The sequence below is a fragment of the Haladaptatus ordinarius genome (genome assembly GCF_054177595.1).
In genome coordinates this window covers 1-17,533 of the sequence record NZ_JBPEHH010000054.1, presented here as the reverse complement: position 1 = coordinate 17,533, position 17,533 = coordinate 1, and the positions used below count along the sequence as shown (strand labels likewise).

At 57.8% G+C, this 17,533-nt stretch carries 20 protein-coding genes; 10 read left to right on the top strand and 10 right to left on the bottom strand.

Annotation, left to right across the window (positions count from 1 at the left end):
• The first annotated feature begins 22 nt into the window (after nucleotides 1-22).
• On the top strand, nucleotides 23-715 hold the full coding sequence (locus tag ACR3FF_RS17605) for an Ig-like domain-containing protein (RefSeq protein WP_458189406.1): 693 nt from the start codon (nucleotides 23-25) through the stop codon (nucleotides 713-715).
• On the opposite strand, the gene ACR3FF_RS17600 is transcribed toward ACR3FF_RS17605, so the two are convergent.
• Nucleotides 705-1,028 (bottom strand): nuclear transport factor 2 family protein, encoded by a 324-nt coding sequence (locus ACR3FF_RS17600; RefSeq protein ID WP_458189405.1) that lies wholly within the window; start codon nucleotides 1,026-1,028, stop codon nucleotides 705-707. The genes ACR3FF_RS17605 and ACR3FF_RS17600 overlap by 11 nt on opposite strands.
• 326 nt (nucleotides 1,029-1,354) lie before the next feature.
• On the opposite strand from ACR3FF_RS17600, the gene ACR3FF_RS17595 reads away from it, so the two are divergent.
• Complete coding sequence (locus ACR3FF_RS17595) at nucleotides 1,355-1,855, top strand: DUF367 family protein (protein ID WP_458189403.1); 501 nt, start codon at nucleotides 1,355-1,357, stop codon at nucleotides 1,853-1,855.
• A gap of 144 nt (nucleotides 1,856-1,999) precedes the next feature.
• Entirely contained in the window at nucleotides 2,000-2,149 is a 150-nt protein-coding gene (locus ACR3FF_RS17590) for a 50S ribosomal protein L40e (protein WP_227374880.1), read from the top strand.
• A 54-nt stretch (nucleotides 2,150-2,203) separates the two neighbouring features.
• Here ACR3FF_RS17590 and ACR3FF_RS17585 read toward each other — a convergent pair whose 3' ends face one another.
• The 3 genes from ACR3FF_RS17585 to prf1 form a co-directional block, all read right to left on the bottom strand.
• Nucleotides 2,204-2,560, bottom strand: a complete 357-nt coding sequence (locus ACR3FF_RS17585) for a GNAT family N-acetyltransferase (RefSeq protein WP_458189415.1) — start codon at nucleotides 2,558-2,560, stop codon at nucleotides 2,204-2,206.
• The gene (locus ACR3FF_RS17580) at nucleotides 2,561-2,743 is read right to left on the bottom strand and encodes a GNAT family N-acetyltransferase (RefSeq protein WP_458189402.1); all 183 of its coding nucleotides are present in this window, start codon (nucleotides 2,741-2,743) and stop codon (nucleotides 2,561-2,563) included.
• Nucleotides 2,744-2,858: 115 nt separating this feature from the next.
• Complete coding sequence (prf1, locus tag ACR3FF_RS17575) at nucleotides 2,859-4,100, bottom strand: peptide chain release factor aRF-1 (protein WP_458189401.1); 1,242 nt, start codon at nucleotides 4,098-4,100, stop codon at nucleotides 2,859-2,861.
• 199 nt (nucleotides 4,101-4,299) lie between these two features.
• Here prf1 and ACR3FF_RS17570 point away from each other — a divergent pair, with 199 nt between their 5' ends.
• On the top strand, nucleotides 4,300-4,767 hold the full coding sequence (locus tag ACR3FF_RS17570; protein WP_458189414.1) for a Fe-Mn family superoxide dismutase: 468 nt from the start codon (nucleotides 4,300-4,302) through the stop codon (nucleotides 4,765-4,767).
• Nucleotides 4,768-4,903: 136 nt separating this feature from the next.
• Nucleotides 4,904-6,214, top strand: a complete 1,311-nt coding sequence (locus ACR3FF_RS17565) for a MinD/ParA family ATP-binding protein (RefSeq protein ID WP_458189400.1) — start codon at nucleotides 4,904-4,906, stop codon at nucleotides 6,212-6,214.
• Nucleotides 6,215-6,681: 467 nt separating this feature from the next.
• Here the strand turns inward: ACR3FF_RS17565 and argS are convergent, their stop codons facing one another.
• The gene (gene argS / locus ACR3FF_RS17560) at nucleotides 6,682-8,433 is read right to left on the bottom strand and encodes an arginine--tRNA ligase (protein WP_458189399.1); all 1,752 of its coding nucleotides are present in this window, start codon (nucleotides 8,431-8,433) and stop codon (nucleotides 6,682-6,684) included.
• A gap of 116 nt (nucleotides 8,434-8,549) precedes the next feature.
• Complete coding sequence (locus ACR3FF_RS17555; protein WP_458189398.1) at nucleotides 8,550-8,888, bottom strand: DUF8159 domain-containing protein; 339 nt, start codon at nucleotides 8,886-8,888, stop codon at nucleotides 8,550-8,552.
• A 150-nt stretch (nucleotides 8,889-9,038) separates the two neighbouring features.
• Between ACR3FF_RS17555 and ACR3FF_RS17550 the strand changes: the two genes are divergently transcribed.
• The 4 genes from ACR3FF_RS17550 (at nucleotide 9,039) to ACR3FF_RS17535 (ending at nucleotide 13,538) form a co-directional block, all read left to right on the top strand.
• Complete coding sequence (locus tag ACR3FF_RS17550) at nucleotides 9,039-9,698, top strand: hypothetical protein (RefSeq protein WP_458189413.1); 660 nt, start codon at nucleotides 9,039-9,041, stop codon at nucleotides 9,696-9,698.
• Nucleotides 9,699-10,830: 1,132 nt separating this feature from the next.
• Complete coding sequence (gene deoC / locus ACR3FF_RS17545; protein WP_458189397.1) at nucleotides 10,831-11,508, top strand: deoxyribose-phosphate aldolase; 678 nt, start codon at nucleotides 10,831-10,833, stop codon at nucleotides 11,506-11,508.
• Entirely contained in the window at nucleotides 11,495-12,415 is a 921-nt protein-coding gene (locus ACR3FF_RS17540; protein ID WP_458189395.1) for a ribokinase, read from the top strand. The genes deoC and ACR3FF_RS17540 overlap by 14 nt, the downstream gene beginning before the upstream one ends.
• A gap of 154 nt (nucleotides 12,416-12,569) precedes the next feature.
• The gene (locus ACR3FF_RS17535) at nucleotides 12,570-13,538 is read left to right on the top strand and encodes a nucleoside hydrolase (protein ID WP_458189394.1); all 969 of its coding nucleotides are present in this window, start codon (nucleotides 12,570-12,572) and stop codon (nucleotides 13,536-13,538) included.
• Here ACR3FF_RS17535 and ACR3FF_RS17530 read toward each other — a convergent pair.
• The 4 genes from ACR3FF_RS17530 to ACR3FF_RS17515 form a co-directional block, all read right to left on the bottom strand.
• Nucleotides 13,535-13,921, bottom strand: a complete 387-nt coding sequence (locus ACR3FF_RS17530; protein ID WP_458189393.1) for a PIN domain-containing protein — start codon at nucleotides 13,919-13,921, stop codon at nucleotides 13,535-13,537. The genes ACR3FF_RS17535 and ACR3FF_RS17530 overlap by 4 nt on opposite strands.
• Entirely contained in the window at nucleotides 13,918-14,163 is a 246-nt protein-coding gene (locus ACR3FF_RS17525) for an AbrB/MazE/SpoVT family DNA-binding domain-containing protein (RefSeq protein ID WP_458189392.1), read from the bottom strand. Before ACR3FF_RS17525 ends, ACR3FF_RS17530 begins: the two co-directional genes overlap by 4 nt.
• A 1,699-nt stretch (nucleotides 14,164-15,862) precedes the next feature.
• Nucleotides 15,863-16,468, bottom strand: a complete 606-nt coding sequence (locus ACR3FF_RS17520) for an ArsR/SmtB family transcription factor (protein WP_458189391.1) — start codon at nucleotides 16,466-16,468, stop codon at nucleotides 15,863-15,865.
• Between the two features lie 217 nt (nucleotides 16,469-16,685).
• Nucleotides 16,686-17,036 carry a hypothetical protein gene (locus tag ACR3FF_RS17515; protein WP_458189390.1) on the bottom strand — a complete coding sequence of 117 codons (351 nt, stop codon included), beginning with the start codon at nucleotides 17,034-17,036 and terminating at the stop codon, nucleotides 16,686-16,688.
• A 188-nt stretch (nucleotides 17,037-17,224) separates the two neighbouring features.
• Between ACR3FF_RS17515 and ACR3FF_RS17510 the strand changes: the two genes are divergently transcribed.
• Nucleotides 17,225-17,443: a hypothetical protein gene (locus ACR3FF_RS17510; RefSeq protein ID WP_458189389.1), complete on the top strand. Its 219-nt coding sequence runs from the start codon at nucleotides 17,225-17,227 to the stop codon at nucleotides 17,441-17,443.
• The last annotated feature ends 90 nt before the right edge of the window (nucleotides 17,444-17,533 follow it).

Here is a 17,533-nt window from a genome sequence, read left to right as displayed (position 1 = left end):
AGTCACTCCCGTCGCCGGTCGTATGCACCGCCGAACGGTTCTCGCTCTCGGGGCAAGTGTCGCTCTCGCCGGTTGTCTCGGAGAGGGTATCGGTACGACTCCCGGCACGACGCGGACGTCAGCCACCGCGACCAACACGACGCAGACGACCGAGCGGACGTACAGCGAGTGTCCACTGCAGATCATCTCTTACAGCGCGTTTCCCGGCCCGATACGCGAGGAAATCGATGTCGCACTCGCCGAGGGGTCGTACGCGGCCGACCGAATACTGCTCGCCGAGGCGATGGACGAAACGGAAGGCTACGTCAGGTACGAACAGACGCACTACCGTCCGCACGTCGAACGTGAGGGCGAGCGTAGCGTGCTGACGCTGACGCCCGACGACGACCCCGAACTGCGCGAGGCTCGAACGCTCGAGCTCGAAAACGAGACGGGACAGACGGTCGAACCGAGCGTTCGAATCACCAGCGAGACGGAGACGCTGTTTTCGGAGAGGGTGTCGCTCAGGTCCGGTGCAGTCCGACCGGTGTTCGCCACGAAGAAGATGGGACACTACGACGTGGAGATAAAACTCGACGGTCGGACCGAGACCGTCGGCTGGAACGTGGGACAATCGTACTTCGACATGGTGGTGCAGTGTTCGAAAATCGGGTTCGAGACGAAACAGGCGGTCAGGGACCTTCCGTCCTGTTTTCTCGACACGACTAGCTCGTGACCGTCCGAATCTCCGTAATCTGCCCGTCCGAAAGCGAGAACTCATCTTCGAACGCGAACATCACCTCGCCGTCGGCATCGCGGAGTCGCCCTTCGACGACCGTCGTCTCACCGTCCTCGACGCGGGTTATCTCGTGGGTCGTCTGCTTGTCGGGGCGGTCGTCGCGCATGAACCCGACGAGCGTGTCGCGGCCCTCGATGGTTCGGTCGGGACGGTGGTGAACTACCTCCGGCGCGAGCAAGCCTGCGAACGTCTCGTAGTCGTGGGCATCGATGGCGTCGTAGTAGCCGCGAACGACCGACTCGGAGTCCATGCGCGAGACAACGAAGACGACCCTCTTCAGCGTCCCGGCACGGCGGGGACGGCCGAGCCGAATCTACCGAGACCAATAGAGAAATCGGGAGCGAACCATAGCACTCATAGAAAACGTTTTTCAGTCCGTATCGGAATCACCACCTGCCGGGTTTCCCGGCACGATCAGTACTCCGGACGGTTTTGTTTCCATACCGCCCCGCACCCCCGGCGGGGCGTTCCCCCTCTCCGCACGATTCGTTCTTCCCTTTGTCCGTGATGCCCGAATGGGACACGCGAAGCGTCGCTCCGCACCGCTTTTTATCGCGCCACACCAACCGTCGGACAGTGAAGCTTCACGTCCGCTACGAGGGTGACGACGACCCCGAGAAGTGTACGGCCCGAAAGCTCGCACGGTTCGACCTCGCCGAACTCCATCGGACGACGCGAGCGACACCCTACGGAATCGTGCTCAACCCGCACGCAGAGCGGGCGCTCTCGCCGGCCGACCGAGCGGAAACCGACACGCTTGTCGCCCTCGATTGCTCGTGGGAGAGCGCCGAACGCGCTCTGTTCGAGATGCCCGGAATCCACCGGGCGCTCCCGTTTCTCGTGGCAGCGAATCCCGTCAACTACGGCAGACCGTTCCAGTTGAACACCGTCGAAGCGTTCGCGGCGGGACTCGTCATCCTCGGTGAGCGCGAGCAGGCCGAACGAATCCTCTCGAAGTTCCGCTGGGGCGAGACGTTCCTCGAACTGAACGCGGAACCGCTCCGACGCTACGCCGACTGCGAGGATTCGACCGAGGTGGTCGCGGTACAACAGGAGTATCTGGACGCCGGGCAGTGACCGTGCGGTGACGGGAGTGGCGAAGACGGAGACCCGAGCGGCCCGAACCGCTATCGACGCGACGATTCCGCGAGACGACCTCACGCGACGACACCGACGCGACGACTCGAAAACGTTTAACCGCGCGGGAAGAAAGCGGTCGGTATGGCTAGTTTCGACGCAGCGGAGAAACGAACGCTCGAGAAGATGATTTGCATGCGGTGTAACGCCCGCAACCCACAGCGCGCCGACCACTGTCGCAAGTGCGGGTACAGCAAACTCCGCCCGAAGAGCAAAGAATCGCGGAGCGCATAACACCGCGTCTTCTCTCGTGTCGAAAGACGGCGTGAGCGACGCGTCTCCGCCGAGTTACGGCGCTCGCTCGAACCACTCGTCATCCGTGACGGCGTAGAACTCGACGTCCACGTACTCGCCGTCGACGAACTCCGCTTCGACGCGCGTCCCCTCGTGGCGGAAGCCGAGTTTCTCCCAGATGCGCGCCGACCCGACGTTCCCCTCGAAGACGCGAGCCATGACGCGATGGGTGCGTCGTTCGCGGAAGGCGTAGTCGGTGACGAGGCGGCTAGCTTCGGTGCCGTAGCCCTCGTCCCAGAACGGTTCGGCGAGGAAGATGCCGATTTCGGTCGAGACGCCCGTCTCGTCTCTGGGGTGGAGACCGACGGTGCCCATCGGCTCCCCGTCGCGGCAGACGAGGAGATTGACGATTTAGTCGCTGGAACAGCGCTCTTCGTACCACTCGCGCTCTTGCGTGCCGTTGATCGGTGAGCGATTGCTGATGGTCCGTCGAACGGCCGGGTCGTTGATGGTTGCCTGGAGGAAGTCGAGGTCGTCTTCCTCGACCGTTCGGAGTTCGATTCGGTCGCCTTCGAGAAAGACTGGACCGGGCATGTCAGTCACCGAGGATGGCGAGCGAGAAAAACGTTCGTGGGAACCTCACGCGGAAAGACGCAAGGTCGTGAGGGACTCGACCGAGAGAACCGGCAGGAGCCGAAGAGAACCCGTCTTACACGCCGGTCGAATAGCGCAGGATGCCAGCGACGCCGCCGAAGGCGTTCATCAGTTGCTCACCTTTCTCGAAGTCGGTGCTGATGAACTTAGTCTCCGTGCCGCGCTGTTCGGCGATGGTCATCAGGTACTCGATTGCGTCTTCGCGCTCGGTTACCTCCGCCGTCGACCCGTTCTCGCAGGTGTGTTCTGGCGTGTCCTTCCGGCGGTCGATGAACTCGTATTCTTCTTTGTCGCCACAGTCGTAGACGACCACGTCTCTGCGGAGGTCTTCGGAGATGAGCAGGCGGTCTACCGCACCCATCACGAGGTTCTTGCGGGTCGGTTCGAACCCGTACGTGGCGCGGTCGCCCTCGTGGAGCTGCTTGAAAAACTCCTCCATCTCCGATTTGTCCTTCATCACCTCGGCGTCGGCCAGCGTGTCCGAGGCGGCGTCGACGATGTCGTAGAGGCCGGATTCGTCCGTGTACGCCACGTCGAACTTCCCGAGAACCATGTCCTGCAGTTCGTGGTGGAGGTAATCGCCGTTGAGGAACTCGTCTTTCGTCGGCGAGGGGCCACCGACGAGCACGCCGTCGAGTTCGTGGCGCTTCGGGACGAACAGGTCGTTTGCCATCTCCGCGACCTCCTGATAGAAGTTGTCGATAGCTTCGAGACGCAGACGGGCGAACCGCTGGGCGGACTGACCACCTTTGCGCTGTTTGCCCGGCACGAGCGACGACGCCGATTTGACCGGTTCGACGCGCTTGCCTTTCAGCCACCCAACGTTGGCTTCGCGTCGGTCGAGCACGACGAGACCGTACAGCCCCTTGTCGCCCAGCATCTCCTCCAGCGGTTCCGTGAGAAACTGCGAGTCACAGTGGTAGCGGAACGACTGAATCGGTTCCGGCGGGTCTTCGAGTACCTTGGTGACCATGTCGGTCTGTCCGCCGCCCGTGTCGATTGCGCCGCTGAAGATGACCATTCCGTTGTCCGGCGGGAAGGTGTCGTAGTAGCGCAATCGGTCTTTGATGGACGTGAGCGCGTCCTGGACGTTGGTTCGCGTCTGTTTCGATTTGATGTTGCTCGCCTCGCTGTGCTCCTGCGTGACGTGCGCGACCACGTCGCTAATCTGCTTGTCCGGCGGGATGTAGATGGTGACGAGTTGCGTTCCGGAGCCTTCGTACTCCCGCAGGTCTTCGATGACCTTCTGGAACTCGTACCGTTTCCTGTCGGACGGTTCGCCCTCCTGCTGGCTCATTACTCTGTTCTAGCCGCCCCAGTGGGTAAGTAACCTTTGACCTCCAATCGTACTTTCTGACAAATCTGTTCTAGATCGTATAATTCTATTTTATCGGTAGTGTCTAGTCATCGGTTCATCACTTTTTTCGGCAGGAGAGCGGTTGTCGAGTGCCTGATTCGGTCGCGCGACCTTTCGTTCACTCTATCGGGTCACGTCGATCACTCCGTGTGCTGGAAGAGTATGTCGCGGGACGGGGGCGGAAACCGAAAGTAAACTCGCCGCCGCTATCGACGAGCATTTCGGGTCCTGCGAGGGATTCAAGCAGGATTTCTCCGTGGCGGCGAAGAACGTTGAAGGGTCAGGTTGGCGGATGTTAGTCTACGACCACATCGCGGACGAGCCGATGGTCGTTCAGGCTGAAAGCGAGATATTCGATGATGGTTTCTCCAAGCGAGAGTGCACGTCTTTGCCGGTCATCAACGAGCAAAGCAAGTACAATCTCTCCCGTGGTCTCAAGAAAGTAGGAGTGGTTCACTCCGATTCAATGCCTGTGGAGACTGCGCTCGCTGTGGATACGTCCGTATCTGCAAAGCGTTTTTGGAGCAGGAAGCCCCGTCCTCACCGCGCGAAGCGCGTAGGGCGGGATAGTTCACTATGCGACGCCCCGGTTCGGCACTATTTTTGAAGCCACCGCCCCTTCAATGACTATGGTTATTTTGACATATTTCAACATTTCAGCCTCTACTTCGTCATATTCCGAAATTTCAACCCTTTCCCTATGATTTATATACATGCATTTATTCAGTTTGGCCATATCACCTATGCCGGGGACAGTATACGCGGTTGCATGTGGGAAAGGAGGTGTAGGAAAGACGACGACCGCAATCAACCTCGGGGCGATGCTCGCGGCGGCAGGGCACGAGGTAATCATTGTCGACGCAGACCTCGGGATGGGGAATGTCGATAGCTACCTCGATTGCGATGTTGACGGGCCGACCCTCCATGAGGTGCTCGCGGACGACGCGAGCGTCGAAGATGCGGTGTACGAAGCGTCAGGTTCAATCGACGTGCTACCCAGTAGTACTGATATTCACGCGTTCGCCCAGTCGAAGACGGCGAACTTACAAAACGTCGTCGTCCAACTCCGCGACGAGTACGAGTACGTCGTGCTGGATACGGGTGCTGGTGTCAGCTACGACACCATGCTCCCTCTTTCGCTTGCAGACGAAATTCTCCTCGTCACCACACCGGATTTCGCCGCGGTACGCGACACCGCCAAAACGGCGGAACTCATAGCTCGCGTTGATGGAACCGTTCGTGGCACGGTGCTTATCCAACGAGGTAACGGTTGGATGAACGCCGACGACTTGCAGAGGAGATTTGACATAGACGTTCTCACCGTGGTTCCCGACGATGAGGCGGTTTCCACGTCAATCGATGCGGGCAAACCGTTGGCCGTGGCTGTGTTCGCATCGAGCTCCCCTGCTGCAAACGCGTATCGTGAACTGTCCAACATTCTTACTGATACGACCGACACGCCTGAAACTTCCGGCGAGTCCAGTTCATCATCATCGTCCGAACAGGTGAGAGATGACTCGGAATCGGAACGATCCGAACCAAAGCAGGTGAGAGATGACTCGGAATCGGAACGATCCGAACCAAAGCAGGTGAGAGATGACTCGGAATCGGAACGATCCGAACCAAAGCAGGTGAGAGATGACTCGGAATCGGAACAGGCGGGATCCGACGCTAACACGCAGAATGCACCCTCAGCTGCTGCCGACGTGGATGAAGAGATGTCCGAAGCATTCACGCATTACATATATGCCCGAAATCGTCAGGATGACGACAATAGCGAGGATGACGACGATAGCGAGGATGACGACGATAGCGAGGATGACGACGATAGCGAGGATGACGACGATAGCGAGGATGACGACGATAGCGAGGATGACGACGATAGCGAGGATGACGACGATAGCGAGGATGACGACGATAGCGAAGACGACGACGATAGCGAAGACGACGCTATTGCCAGACGTTCACCAGTATCTACCGCTCTGTTTCAAGACGAGGACAACGACGAGAAAAAGAACAAACTGCTCGATCGATTCAATTTCCGGTTCAAATAACGTTGACAGAGCAACGTATCTGGACACAGTCTACCAACATGGACGTAGCGGAAGTTGGTTCGGTTCCCCTTTTGTCCGTTTTGATGGACTGTTCTGTTTCTACTGGTCACGATCGTATACGCCAGCGGCAACGTGTTCGCGGCACTAAAATTCGTTCAGATCGACCTGGGTGTTTCGATACTGATGACGCCCAGCGCGTTCGCGATAGTCTGTTTTGCGGCAGCCATGAGTGCCAGGCAGGCGTCGCGCATGTCTTCGCCCTCCGGTTTCGGAAAGCAGCGCAAACCCGCCCCTAGCACCTCTGAGTGGCGATTTTCTTCCCGTGAGTCGTGACGCGCATGGACGACTGGATGGTCGGCATCCCGCCACGCGGCGAGTAATGTTCTGTTCGTACTGATCACACCTGGTTTCGGTGCGGGTGCGATACTGTTCGTGGGTGGCGACCTACTCTCATCTCTGGGGTTCGTTCACATCGACTTGGGTGCTTCGACGCCGATGACGCCCAGCGCGTTGGCGACGGTGTGCTTTGCGGCGGCCACCAGCGCGAGGCGGGCGTCGCGCAGGTCGTCGTCCTCCGCACTGAGGACGGGGCACTCGCGGTAGAACGTGTTGAACGTCTCCGCGAACTGGCGGGTGTAGGTGGCGACGGCGTGCGGTTCGAGGTCGTCTGCGGCTTCTTCGATGACGTGGGGGAACTGTGCGATGACCTCGATGAGTTCGCGTTCTTCCTCGGCGTCGAGGAGCGAAGGGTCGACGTCGGTCGGGACATTGTCACCAGCCTCTGCGATGATGCCACAGCAGCGTGCGTGGACGTACTGGACGTAGGGGGCGCTCTGGGCTTCGAAGTCGAGTGCGCGGTCCCACTCGAACGTGATGGTCTTCGTGGGCTGTTTCGAGACGATGTCGTAGCGCACCGCACCGATACCGACCTGGCGAGCGATGCGGTCTACGTCCGCCTCCGAGAGGTCGTCGTCGCGGATGCGGTCGTCCATGCGCGTTTCGACCTCCTCGCGGGCGCGTTTTTCGGCCTCGTCCAGCAGGTCGTCCATGTCGATGCCCGTCCCCGCACGGGTGCTCATGCCGCCCTCGGGGAGGTTGACCCACGAGTAGTGGAACGTGGTCAACTGGTCGGTGTCATTGCCGAGGATTTCTAACGCCTGTGCGAGCTGTTCGCCCTGGAGCTTGTGGTCTTCGCCGATGACCGTCACGGCGCGGTCGTAGTTGTCGAACTTCCACTCGTGGTGGGCCAGGTCGCGGGTCGTGTAGAGACTGGTGTCGTCTGAGCGCAGGAAGACGAGGTTCTTCTCGAAACCGAACGAAGAGAGGTCGAGTTGCCACGCGTCCTCCTCGTAGATGGCGTACTCCGTCTCTTTCAGACGCGAGACGACGTCGTCGGTGCTTCCGTCGCGCATGAACCGCGTCTCCTTGACGAACTCGTCGAACTCGGCGGGAAGACGGTCTAGCGTGACGCGCATTCCGGACAGGACGGTGTCGACCACTTCGCCGACGCGCTCGTAGGTCGCTTCGTCGCCGTCCTCCAACCCTTGCAGGATGGCCTGGATTTCGGTCTCGGCCTCTTCTACGTCCTCCGGGTCGGCCGCTTCGAGGTAGGCGTTGCCCTTGCGGTAGTAGCGCACGAGGTCGTAGTCGGCGCGTTCGCGCTTCGGTTCCGGGAGGTCGTCCTCGTCGAACGTCTCGTAGGCCCAGGTGAACACGGCCATCTGGCGGCCCGCGTCGTTGACGTAGTAGTGGCGGTCGACGTCGTAGCCCGCGAAATCCATGATTCGAGCGATGGCGTCGCCCGTGATGGGGTTGCGCGCACGCCCGACGTGAATCGGCCCGGTCGGGTTCGCGCTGGTGTGTTCGACCACGGCGCTCTCGCCGGTGGGGTCGAGGCGGCCGTACTCTCCGTCCTGTGCAGCCTCGACCGTCTCGTCGTAGTAGGCGTCGCTCGGCAGGAAGTTGACGTAGGGGCCCTGTGCGACTGCGGCGGCGACGTGGTCGTACTCGTCGACGTCGATTTCCGCCGCGATGTCGCCCGCGACGTTCGGTGGGGGTGCGCCCACCTCTCCGGCGAGTCGGAACGCCGCGCTGGAGGCGAGTACGGCGTCCACGCCCTCCGGGGGCGTCTCGATTCCGAGGTCGTCGGTCGGGAGGTCGAGGGAAGAGAGTGCCCCGAGAAGGGCGTCCTCGACTTCCTCCCTGAAGGTCAGGAACATATCCCTCCTTCTGAGTCAGCCGGTAAATGGGTTTCTGAACATCCCGACGCGTCGGGGAGTCGGCCGAGCCAGCCGCTCTTCGTCCATCTGTCTCGTAATCGTCTGGCCCGTATCGTCTACGAGTCGGCTATCGTCTCTATCACTCGCTGGGAGAACTCGACCTCCGAGAGGTCGCCGTCTTCGAGCGCTCGAAGCCACTCGGCGTCGGCCCGCCAGTGACCCACTCGCTCGCCGTCGAGGTCGGTCACCGACCCACGAACGCTCCGCTGTGTCTCGGTCAACTCACGAATCACGTTGATGACGCGACCGACCTCCCGATGCGGAACCGCGTCCGCGTTCCCTGCAGTTATCGACTCGTATTCGATTTCGATTCGGTTCTCGTCGACGTCGACGGACGTGACGTACACCCCGTGGCTCGTCAGCCGCGCTTCGAGTTGGTCGGGGTCGAACTCCATGTCTGAAGAGCGTCGCCCACCCCTAAAGGGATTGGGACGGAGCCCGACGAAAGCTCCCGTTCCGTCGGTCGACAGTCCGGTGCGCCCCCGGAAGGACCGCGAGATTCGAAGAACGGTGGAGCGGCGGCGTCGAGATGGCAATAGAACGACATAAAAGTCCCCACAACGGTAATCAATCAGTATCGTCTTGCGATAGATGATGACATCCACACCTCGAATTTTTCGGGGACCGACGGGCGGCAAGTTATCGTCGCGCTCGGTGGGCTCTATACCACGCTCGCGGTCGGATGGCCGCTTACGGCCATCGTCGGGGAGCAAGCCCCCAGCGAAGTCACCGTCGTCTCTTTTCTGACCGTCGTCGCCGGTCTCGTCCTCCTCTATGCGGGCTATCGACTGCCTCAAACCGACGTTCGCCCCGACCTCTTCGCCACCATTGCCAGGTGGTGTCTCGGTAGTATCGGGATGATGCTCGGCATCCTCGGCTTCATCGAACTCGTCGCCGATGTCAGCGATCCAGTGGTGAAAGTGCTCGTTCTCACGTCGCTCGCCAGCGTCGCCGGCCTGGGAATGGGGTATTACGACGCGCAGGCGAAGACCCGGGCGCTCAACGCCGAAGAACGACACCGGGAATCCGAACGCTACAGCAGAGAACTCGAACAGTACGAAACCATCGTCGAAACCGTCGATGACGGTATCTACGCCGTCGACGAGGACAATAATTGTTCCGCGCTTTCTCGGTTTCGACAATCAGACCCCGGAATCTGCCGCTTCGGGAGGACGACGGGGGACGACCAACACCCTCCAAGGTAAGTGAGCTATCGGTACGAACTTACACCCCCGTTGGAAGTAGTTTCGATGGCTGAGGAACCACCAGAGAAGCGCTAGTAAGATCTCGATTCGTCTACACCCCGCGAAGCAGCCGAAAGAACGGTTCTCGTAGGCGGGTGTAGCATCTGGAGGTCTCCTCGGTATCTATTCGATACAGAACGGCGTCGCCGGTTTTGGAGATCGAGCGATAGAGCGTCTGTAGCCCGGATATAGAACACCACAATTTAGGATCATTTCCAGGCTAAAACCGCGAAATTGACTATAGATATCGGGGTGTATCCACGAATTTCGGTTTCGCAGTGGACACCGTCTCTGTTCCTCGTCGCACCCACCGAATTCCGAACCTAGCGTTTTCAGGGGATAGAAGCGCATTTGAGACGGTCTAGTCGCATTTGTCGCTGGAGTCTTTCCATGGTTTCTAAATCAGTGAAACGCTCGAATTCACTGGTAAAATTCGGGGTGTACCGTCGAATTCTACTTCGACGACCCACTCACTGTGACCCAACAGTAATCAAGCTGATGTACAACCAAACGACATCGAAACTGAATCCGCACGTACAGTCGCTCTCTATCGAGAAAATCGACATCGAGTGGAAATCTCTATTCCCTTGACCAACTGGTTTTACTGAAAACCGAAAACAGCAATCTACACCCCCTAACACAGTATATCTCCCGGATGATCGTCGTTTTGTAAACTGCCTTTTTAGAAGGTAGCGAAGACGAATCGACCAAAAGGAGACTGTTTGAGAGGGTGTAGAAGTAGGGTGAGACGGGACAAACTGGAAAGGATTCTAATCGGGCATGAAAGGCAATCATCTATAAAAAAGCGGTTGGGAGGGGAAGCTCTATGGTTCAAGCGACGAGGAACGACCGGGATGTTGATTCATTATCACTGAAACCTCGTCCGATGTTAGTTTAATACTGATCGACTGTAACAACCCTGCATATGGATACCTCAGACGTGGCTAACTACGTTAGGCAGTCATAATCGGTCATCGAAGAATCTCCGCAGTGGATTCGACCGGTGAAGACGGTAGATGCAGTCGGTGCAAAACTTGTTTCACTAGCAGTCGGACGGGCGACCATTTTTACGGTGTGGCCCGCGACTACGCGCATGGGTCACGATTCTGAATTGGCAGGCTGTATCCAGCACACCGAAGTCGGGCCGACGGCAGACCGTGATCGCATCCTCGACGTCCTCGATGCGTGTCTCGAGTACGGATTCGATGGTGCGATGGTGCAGCCGTGTTGGGTTCCACTGGCGGCTGACCGGCTGGCTGACACCGACGTATCGGTCTGTACGGCACTTGGCTATCCCTTGGGCGGCGACACACCGCTCACGAAGGCAACAGGGATTCGCGATGCGATTGCAGCAGGTGCCGACGAACTCGACGTGATGGCGAATATCGGCTTTCTCAAATCCGGCAAGGATGCGGCATTTCGTCGTGAACTGGAACTGCTGGTCGAGGCATCCGGCGATGCGACCATCAAGCTCATGTTGGAACTCGGTGGGCTCACTGCCGATGAGGCCGCCCGTGAAATCGAATACGTCGTCGATGCTGGGTTCGACTACCTGAAGAACTCGAGTGGGTTCGGTGCTGGCGGGCAGGCAACTGTCGAGGACATCACATTCATCGCCGAACGCACACCAGGTGACGTCGGCGTGAAGGCGAGTGGCGGCATCAAGACGGCAGCCCAGGCCCGTGACCTTCTGGATGCTGGTGCAGATCTCCTTGGTGCCTCAAGCGGCGTCGAGATCGTTACGGGAAGTGAAGGCGATGACGGATACTAACACGAACGCCCGCGTCACGGTCGTGGGCTCGTACAATCACGGATTGACGGTATCGACGCCCTACATCCCGGTTCCCGGCGAAACGGTGCTCGGGAGTGATTTCGTGGAGGGAGTCGGTGGGAAAGGCTCGAATCAAGCGGTGGCGGCCGCCCGCCTCGGTGCGGCCGCGTCGTTCGTCGGCTGCGTCGGTTCCGACCGCTTTGCCGACGATGCACTCTCGCTCTGGGCGGCCGACGGCGTCGACGCTGCTGTCACCCACGTCGAGGACGCACATACCGGCGTGGGTATCGTCATCGTCAACGAAGACGGTGAGAACGCCATCGTGGTTGCCCCCGGTGCGAACTCACATCTCGACCGCGACGCGGTGGAGAATTCGGCGGCGGCGATCACCACGGCAGACGTACTCCTCTGCCAGTTGGAAACCACCGACGAACCCGTCGCCGCAGCGGGCGAAATCGCCGCCGCGAATGAGACAGAGTTCATCCTGAATCCAGCACCGGCACGCGAGGTGCCTGCAGATGTCCTTACGAACGTCGATGTCCTCACTCCCAACAAGGCAGAAGCACTCATGCTTGCGGGGCATCCACCAGACGCCGACCTCGATGCGGTGGTTCTCGCCGAGGATTTGCTCGAGATGGGGCCTGATGCTGTGGTGGTCACACTCGGCGGTGATGGTGCGCTCGTCGCGACAGCTGAGATGACGAGGCGTGTTCCATCAGCCGACGTCGATGTCGTTGATACGACAGGCGCAGGCGATGCATTCAATGCTGGGTTCGCTGTCGCTCGCGGTGAAGGTGCGTCCCTCGTTGATGCAGCTCGCTTCGGGTGTCGCGCCGGTGGACTCGCATGTACTGCCTACGAAGTCGTTCCAGCACTCCCAGATCGAGAGGCAGTCGAAACGCTCTGAGGGTTCCTCCACTTCGTGGAATCCTTGCCTGTGGTGGAGAGGATTTCACTAGCGAACGTCCCAGGGACGGGCGAACTGTGTTCGGCGGTAGTCGTTCACGGATTCCCAAATCTCGGTCAGTACCTATTTGCCGGGACTTTCCATACGGTTTGGTATGCCTGAGGAATCTCGTCGGGTTATCATCGACACCGATACAGCCGGAGACGATACGCAAGCACTCTTGCTCGCAGCGACATCCGACCGGCTCGACATCGAGGGCGTCACTATCTGTGCTGGCAACGTCGAGTTCGAGTACATGGTGGAGAATGCCAAGTACACGCTTGAGTTGGAAGGTCTCGCAGACGACGTCACCGTCTACGAGGGAGCCCGGGAACCGCTGGTGAAGTCTCACGAGTTCGCCAGCTACGTCCACGGCGAAGGTGGTCTCGGTGGCGACCTGTTTCCGGATACCGGCATTCCTTCCGGAGATATCCATGGGGCCGATTACATCGTTGAGCAGGCACGGGAGAATCCAGGTGAGTTGACGCTCGTCTGTATCGCCCCGCTCACGAACGTCGCACTCGCCCTGCAGAAAGAGCCGAATCTGAACGAATTGCTCGACGAAGTGTGGGTGATGGGCGGCAACGTCAACTGCCTCGGTAATGTTACCCCCGCCGCCGAGTTCAACTTCTGGGTCGATCCTGACGCGGCGAAAATCGCACTCCAGGAACTCGATGTGGTACTTTTCGACTGGGGTGTCACCGTCCGTGATACCGCATTCGACGCCGAAACACTCGTCGAATTCGCCGACCATTCCGAGACCAAGCTATCGGCGTTCTTCACGGAGATCACCGACTCTGTGCGGGCGTTCAACCGAGAGGCACTTGGACAGGATGTGACGACACAACCGGATGCAGGCCTGGTCGCGGGGCTCATCGAACCGTCGCTCATCGAGGAGACGGGGAAATACTACACCGATGTCGACGAACGCGAAGGGCTGACTCGCGGGTATCTTTCGGTCGATGAGAACAACGTTACCGATGGAGATGCTCGAACGACCGTTATCGAATCGTTCGACAACGAGCGATTTCGACAGCTGTTCGAGGGTATGTTGTTCGAGAACGCTCCGGAGGTATCGCTTTAGTCTTCGTCGGTGGGCTCCAATGGAATTCTCTCCACTTCGATGTCCTCGTAGTCCTTTTCAGACGACAGGACGTTTACGCTCCGCGTTTCCGCCGTTGCAGCATGAAGGGCGTCGAATGGTGTCATCCCTTCTTCGTAGTAATTGACACCCTTCAGCACGATCTGTTTCTCTTCGTTGTCGCGTACGGGAACGAGTTCAAGAAGATTTGCCACGAGCGGGACGAAATCGAATTCGTAGCGTTCTCTCGCGAGAATCAATTCGAGATACGAGAACGCCGATGTTTCGACTTCGTGTGCTTCGAGTGCGTCTTCGGCCGAGCCCTGTAGCCAATCAGAATCCTTGGCTAGCGCGAGCAGGAAATCAGTCTCGACGTAGACTGTCATCTATCGGCGTCCTTCCGTTGTGCATCCGTCTTCGCCTCCGCTTCGATATCGTCTCGAATTTCTTCGATGGACGCATCGCGAAGGTCGCCTGCCGCCTCGCGAACCGCGGCCAACGGATCGTCCGCAACGGGGATGAGTTCGATTCTGTCCTCGTATTCGACGATATGATATTTTTCTCCGTACTTCTCTCGGACTTCTTTTGGGAGGTATAGTCGTCCCTGCCGATCTGTCTCTGTTGACATGACTGTGACTATGGTGGTACAATATAAGAATCTTACCACAGAATGTGGTACTGTGGTGTGAATAGTGATTCGCCTCCATTGCGTAGCCAATAACCGGTGCGAAGATTGTTGTTCGGTCGCATTCACGGGATAGAGCATTGTATGTTTCCTCGAGTGCGGTCGGTAGTGGGTGGAACAGGAGATCACTCGCTTCTTTTTTCGATACCATCCACTCAGGACCCACCTCTTCATCCACCGCTCCGTGCTCGGTGAGAACCAAACCATCTCTTCTTCTTTGGGTTGCTATCCGTATACCACTTGCAAGCATTCGCGTGTCCCAGCATTCAGAGGAAAGACGTTTTACAAACGGTCGAGGAGAGTGCCCCGGGATATGACCTAGAGGCACTTCACCCTCGAACGACATTCTCTTTCCACTGAGCGAGTTCGATGGCCCTACCTTCTATCGAGTGAGCGATCTCATATTCGGAATCGACCGACGAGAACCGATTATGAATCTTCTAGGTTGTTCCTCGACTGCTACTCGTCGTCCATAATCGGTCTTGATAGCCGGTAATGGACCCACTGAGAACACGACAACCAGAACTAGGAACCAAAAACACACCCCACAACCAATCGCCGAAACTATCGAAATAGACCGACAGACGCGCGCTGCGCGTCTCATACCCCTTTTCGACGAGGGACGACACGGGTCCATATCTACTGCTCAAATCTTCATAATCGGTTGCTGTCTGGCGATTATGGTTAGCTATGGGAGCACGAATCCTATCATCGTCCGCCGAACCAAACCGCAAGACTGCGCGATGATCGAATACACGGTGTGTCCTGCTGACGAAGCATTTTCTTTCTGATTGGCTGCGTTTCGTCCTAGTTGAATCTCTATTTCGGGGTTACCACCCTTCTTGCGGAGTCTGAAGCCGATTATGAACCGCACACGAACGACGCGGTCACCTTTAGAGCGGTTTTTATCGACCGAACACGGACAACAGCGATTCTGAATTGAGAGTACGGCGCAGACGCAGCCGTCCTCTGAATGCAGTGTGCATTATGCTTGGATGTCATTCTTTCCCCTCGAATTCGGTGCCTTTGTCTGGTGGGGCATAAACGAGCGTCAAACGAATTGACTCATCTCGTCCGGTATCCGACCGGACGACCACTTGATCGACCAGCGTCAGTGGTTCAGTCGGGACGCGATTTTTGAAGACGGAGCACCCGGCGAGAGCGGCCACCGACGCCGTCCCTGTAGCGAGAAATGCTCGGCGTGAGGAGAGCGGGAACCGATTCGACATTGATCATTCAGCACGCACAATAGACTTCCCGATTAGTTTAAGTAGTGTCTCTCGATGTATGCTTGTGAATTGTTACGCCAACGGTTACGAGCAGTCCGCCAAGGATCAGTCCAAGCGCAATAAGGAGTGGGAGCAGTGGAGTACCATGCCAGTTACAGCCATCGTACCACGAAAGCGTTATCGTTTGAAAATCGATACCTAGGAGTCGAGCACGACTGAAATCGATACCCAACAAATCGGGCTCGACATCTCGACAAAGCCGCAACGTCGTAAATCCAGCGAACAGAAACAGTGGGAATAGTATTACGCCCGCGAAACTCATGAGGACGTCAATTCGGCGAGCAGTAAGTATCGACATGGATGCCTCTATTCTGGTGCGTCTCTAAACTCTGGCGTACACTCAAAAATCAATTTTAGCGATCATTCGCCTGCAGAGCACGCCAGAGAAGAACTCCGCAAAGAAACGTGAGTCCCCCGGCAAAGAACACGAGTCCAGGCGGCACCCCAACCAATGGCGTAGGCTCCGACTGTGAACTTGCGAGGTTCAGTGTGCCAAACACAGAACCAATTTCTACCAGGTCGCGCTGTGCCAACCACTCGACGAGAAGACTGCCACCGAGTAAGAGAGCGATTCCACCAAGAAGATCAGATAATCGTGAACGGACTTTCTCGACGCGACTTTCCGAACCACTGACGATGACAAGTGGATCATCAGTTGCCGCGTACACGTGCATCTCGCTCCCTTTCGAGGAATATTCGGTATCGATCATAGCAATTAACTCGGCCTCCTTGAGTTGCGTCAGATGATACTGCGCATTTTGAATCGATGTGTCGGCGTGTTCAGCGACTTCTGAGGCAGGCGCGGGGTCGTCCTGAAGGTGCAGATAGATCGTCCGTGCCGTTTCAGAGGAAAGAACTGTAAACACGTCTGCGCCGGTCTCGTCCGCAAGGTTACAGAGGATTCCTCGCTGGGTTGGTTGAGAGCGTGTTCCTGAGAGCTTTCGGAGGAGGTCGTTCATTATTACTGTATGACCACCGAATCATCTTAAACATCCATCTGCTCCTACCGTTTCCATTGCTTGCAAAGGTACCCCCTTGACACCGGTGGATTACGTCATCCAACCCACCGTCAATGAGCAAAGCGGACGCCACTCGGCCGCAGAAACCAGCGCACAGTGGGGGTGCGACCGATGAACGAGCACCTCACCACAATGACGACCTTTTCGGGGGATTGGTCTATTCGTTCTTTCGAGGATCTTCGACAAGTTCGTACAGTCCTTCGTAGACTTTCTGTGCATTGCCGTGTTCCACGAGTCGCCCAAGCCGGTCGCGGACGTACTGGAGACTGTATCCAGTCTCATCAGCAGCATAGGGCGCTGTAACACGTCCTTTACGGAGAAGGTCAAGTAGCATTTTGTCTGCTGGCCCAAGGTCGTAGTCATTGATATATTTGGCTTCGACAGTCACCACGGCGTTTCCCTCAGCATCAGACCCTGCATAGTCGAGGCGCTGGCCATCAGCCACCCCGTCATATGGATGAACCGCTGTAACATTGGAATCAGGATCTTCTTGGTACTCATGCATCATCTCGCTATCTGGTCAGAGGTCTCTGAATGCAATCGGCTCGAAGAAGATTTTTCTGCGCCCTAACGGGCGGGGCGCTCACAGAAGTCCGAGCGCGTACCCACGACGAAACAGACTGACGTAGCCGAGAACCGGCATAGACGATAATCACCTCCAGTGGCGACTGGAGCGTAATCGACGATCAAACAACAATGGCTCAAGGCCCGATTAAGAAACTCAACAGCGAACGAACGCGAATCGAACAGTACGGCGAGAACGGAACCCTTCCTCGTGAGACGACTGATGCCCTCCTCGAATGGGCATCGGCACTCCACCCGCACGAACCAGAGTACGAATACGTCACACCTGACGGCGAACCAAAGACACTCGCCATTGCAACAGTCGGTACTTCCCATCGAGTCAGTGGATAGTCACGACTGACGGGGTTAGATTCTCAGGAAGCGTCTGGATGGGTGATTATGAGATTTCTCTACCATCCAGACACTGTTCTTACGGCTGCT

Bases quoted from the DNA above. Each gene is read 5' to 3' on its own strand.
- ACR3FF_RS17605 (WP_458189406.1), top strand. From the start codon at position 23: ATGCACCGCCGAACGGTTCTCGCTCTCGGGGCAAGTGTCGCTCTCGCC.
- ACR3FF_RS17600 (WP_458189405.1), bottom strand. From the start codon at position 1,028: ATGGACTCCGAGTCGGTCGTTCGCGGCTACTACGACGCCATCGATGCC.
- ACR3FF_RS17590 (WP_227374880.1), top strand. From the start codon at position 2,000: ATGGCTAGTTTCGACGCAGCGGAGAAACGAACGCTCGAGAAGATGATT.
- ACR3FF_RS17580 (WP_458189402.1), bottom strand. From the start codon at position 2,743: ATGCCCGGTCCAGTCTTTCTCGAAGGCGACCGAATCGAACTCCGAACG.
- prf1 (WP_458189401.1), bottom strand. From the start codon at position 4,100: ATGAGCCAGCAGGAGGGCGAACCGTCCGACAGGAAACGGTACGAGTTC.
- ACR3FF_RS17565 (WP_458189400.1), top strand. From the start codon at position 4,904: ATGCCGGGGACAGTATACGCGGTTGCATGTGGGAAAGGAGGTGTAGGA.
- argS (WP_458189399.1), bottom strand. From the start codon at position 8,433: ATGTTCCTGACCTTCAGGGAGGAAGTCGAGGACGCCCTTCTCGGGGCA.
- ACR3FF_RS17555 (WP_458189398.1), bottom strand. From the start codon at position 8,888: ATGGAGTTCGACCCCGACCAACTCGAAGCGCGGCTGACGAGCCACGGG.
- deoC (WP_458189397.1), top strand. From the start codon at position 10,831: ATGGGTCACGATTCTGAATTGGCAGGCTGTATCCAGCACACCGAAGTC.
- ACR3FF_RS17540 (WP_458189395.1), top strand. From the start codon at position 11,495: ATGACGGATACTAACACGAACGCCCGCGTCACGGTCGTGGGCTCGTAC.
- ACR3FF_RS17535 (WP_458189394.1), top strand. From the start codon at position 12,570: ATGCCTGAGGAATCTCGTCGGGTTATCATCGACACCGATACAGCCGGA.
- ACR3FF_RS17530 (WP_458189393.1), bottom strand. From the start codon at position 13,921: ATGACAGTCTACGTCGAGACTGATTTCCTGCTCGCGCTAGCCAAGGAT.
- ACR3FF_RS17525 (WP_458189392.1), bottom strand. From the start codon at position 14,163: ATGTCAACAGAGACAGATCGGCAGGGACGACTATACCTCCCAAAAGAA.
- ACR3FF_RS17520 (WP_458189391.1), bottom strand. From the start codon at position 16,468: ATGAACGACCTCCTCCGAAAGCTCTCAGGAACACGCTCTCAACCAACC.
- ACR3FF_RS17515 (WP_458189390.1), bottom strand. From the start codon at position 17,036: ATGATGCATGAGTACCAAGAAGATCCTGATTCCAATGTTACAGCGGTT.
- ACR3FF_RS17510 (WP_458189389.1), top strand. From the start codon at position 17,225: ATGGCTCAAGGCCCGATTAAGAAACTCAACAGCGAACGAACGCGAATC.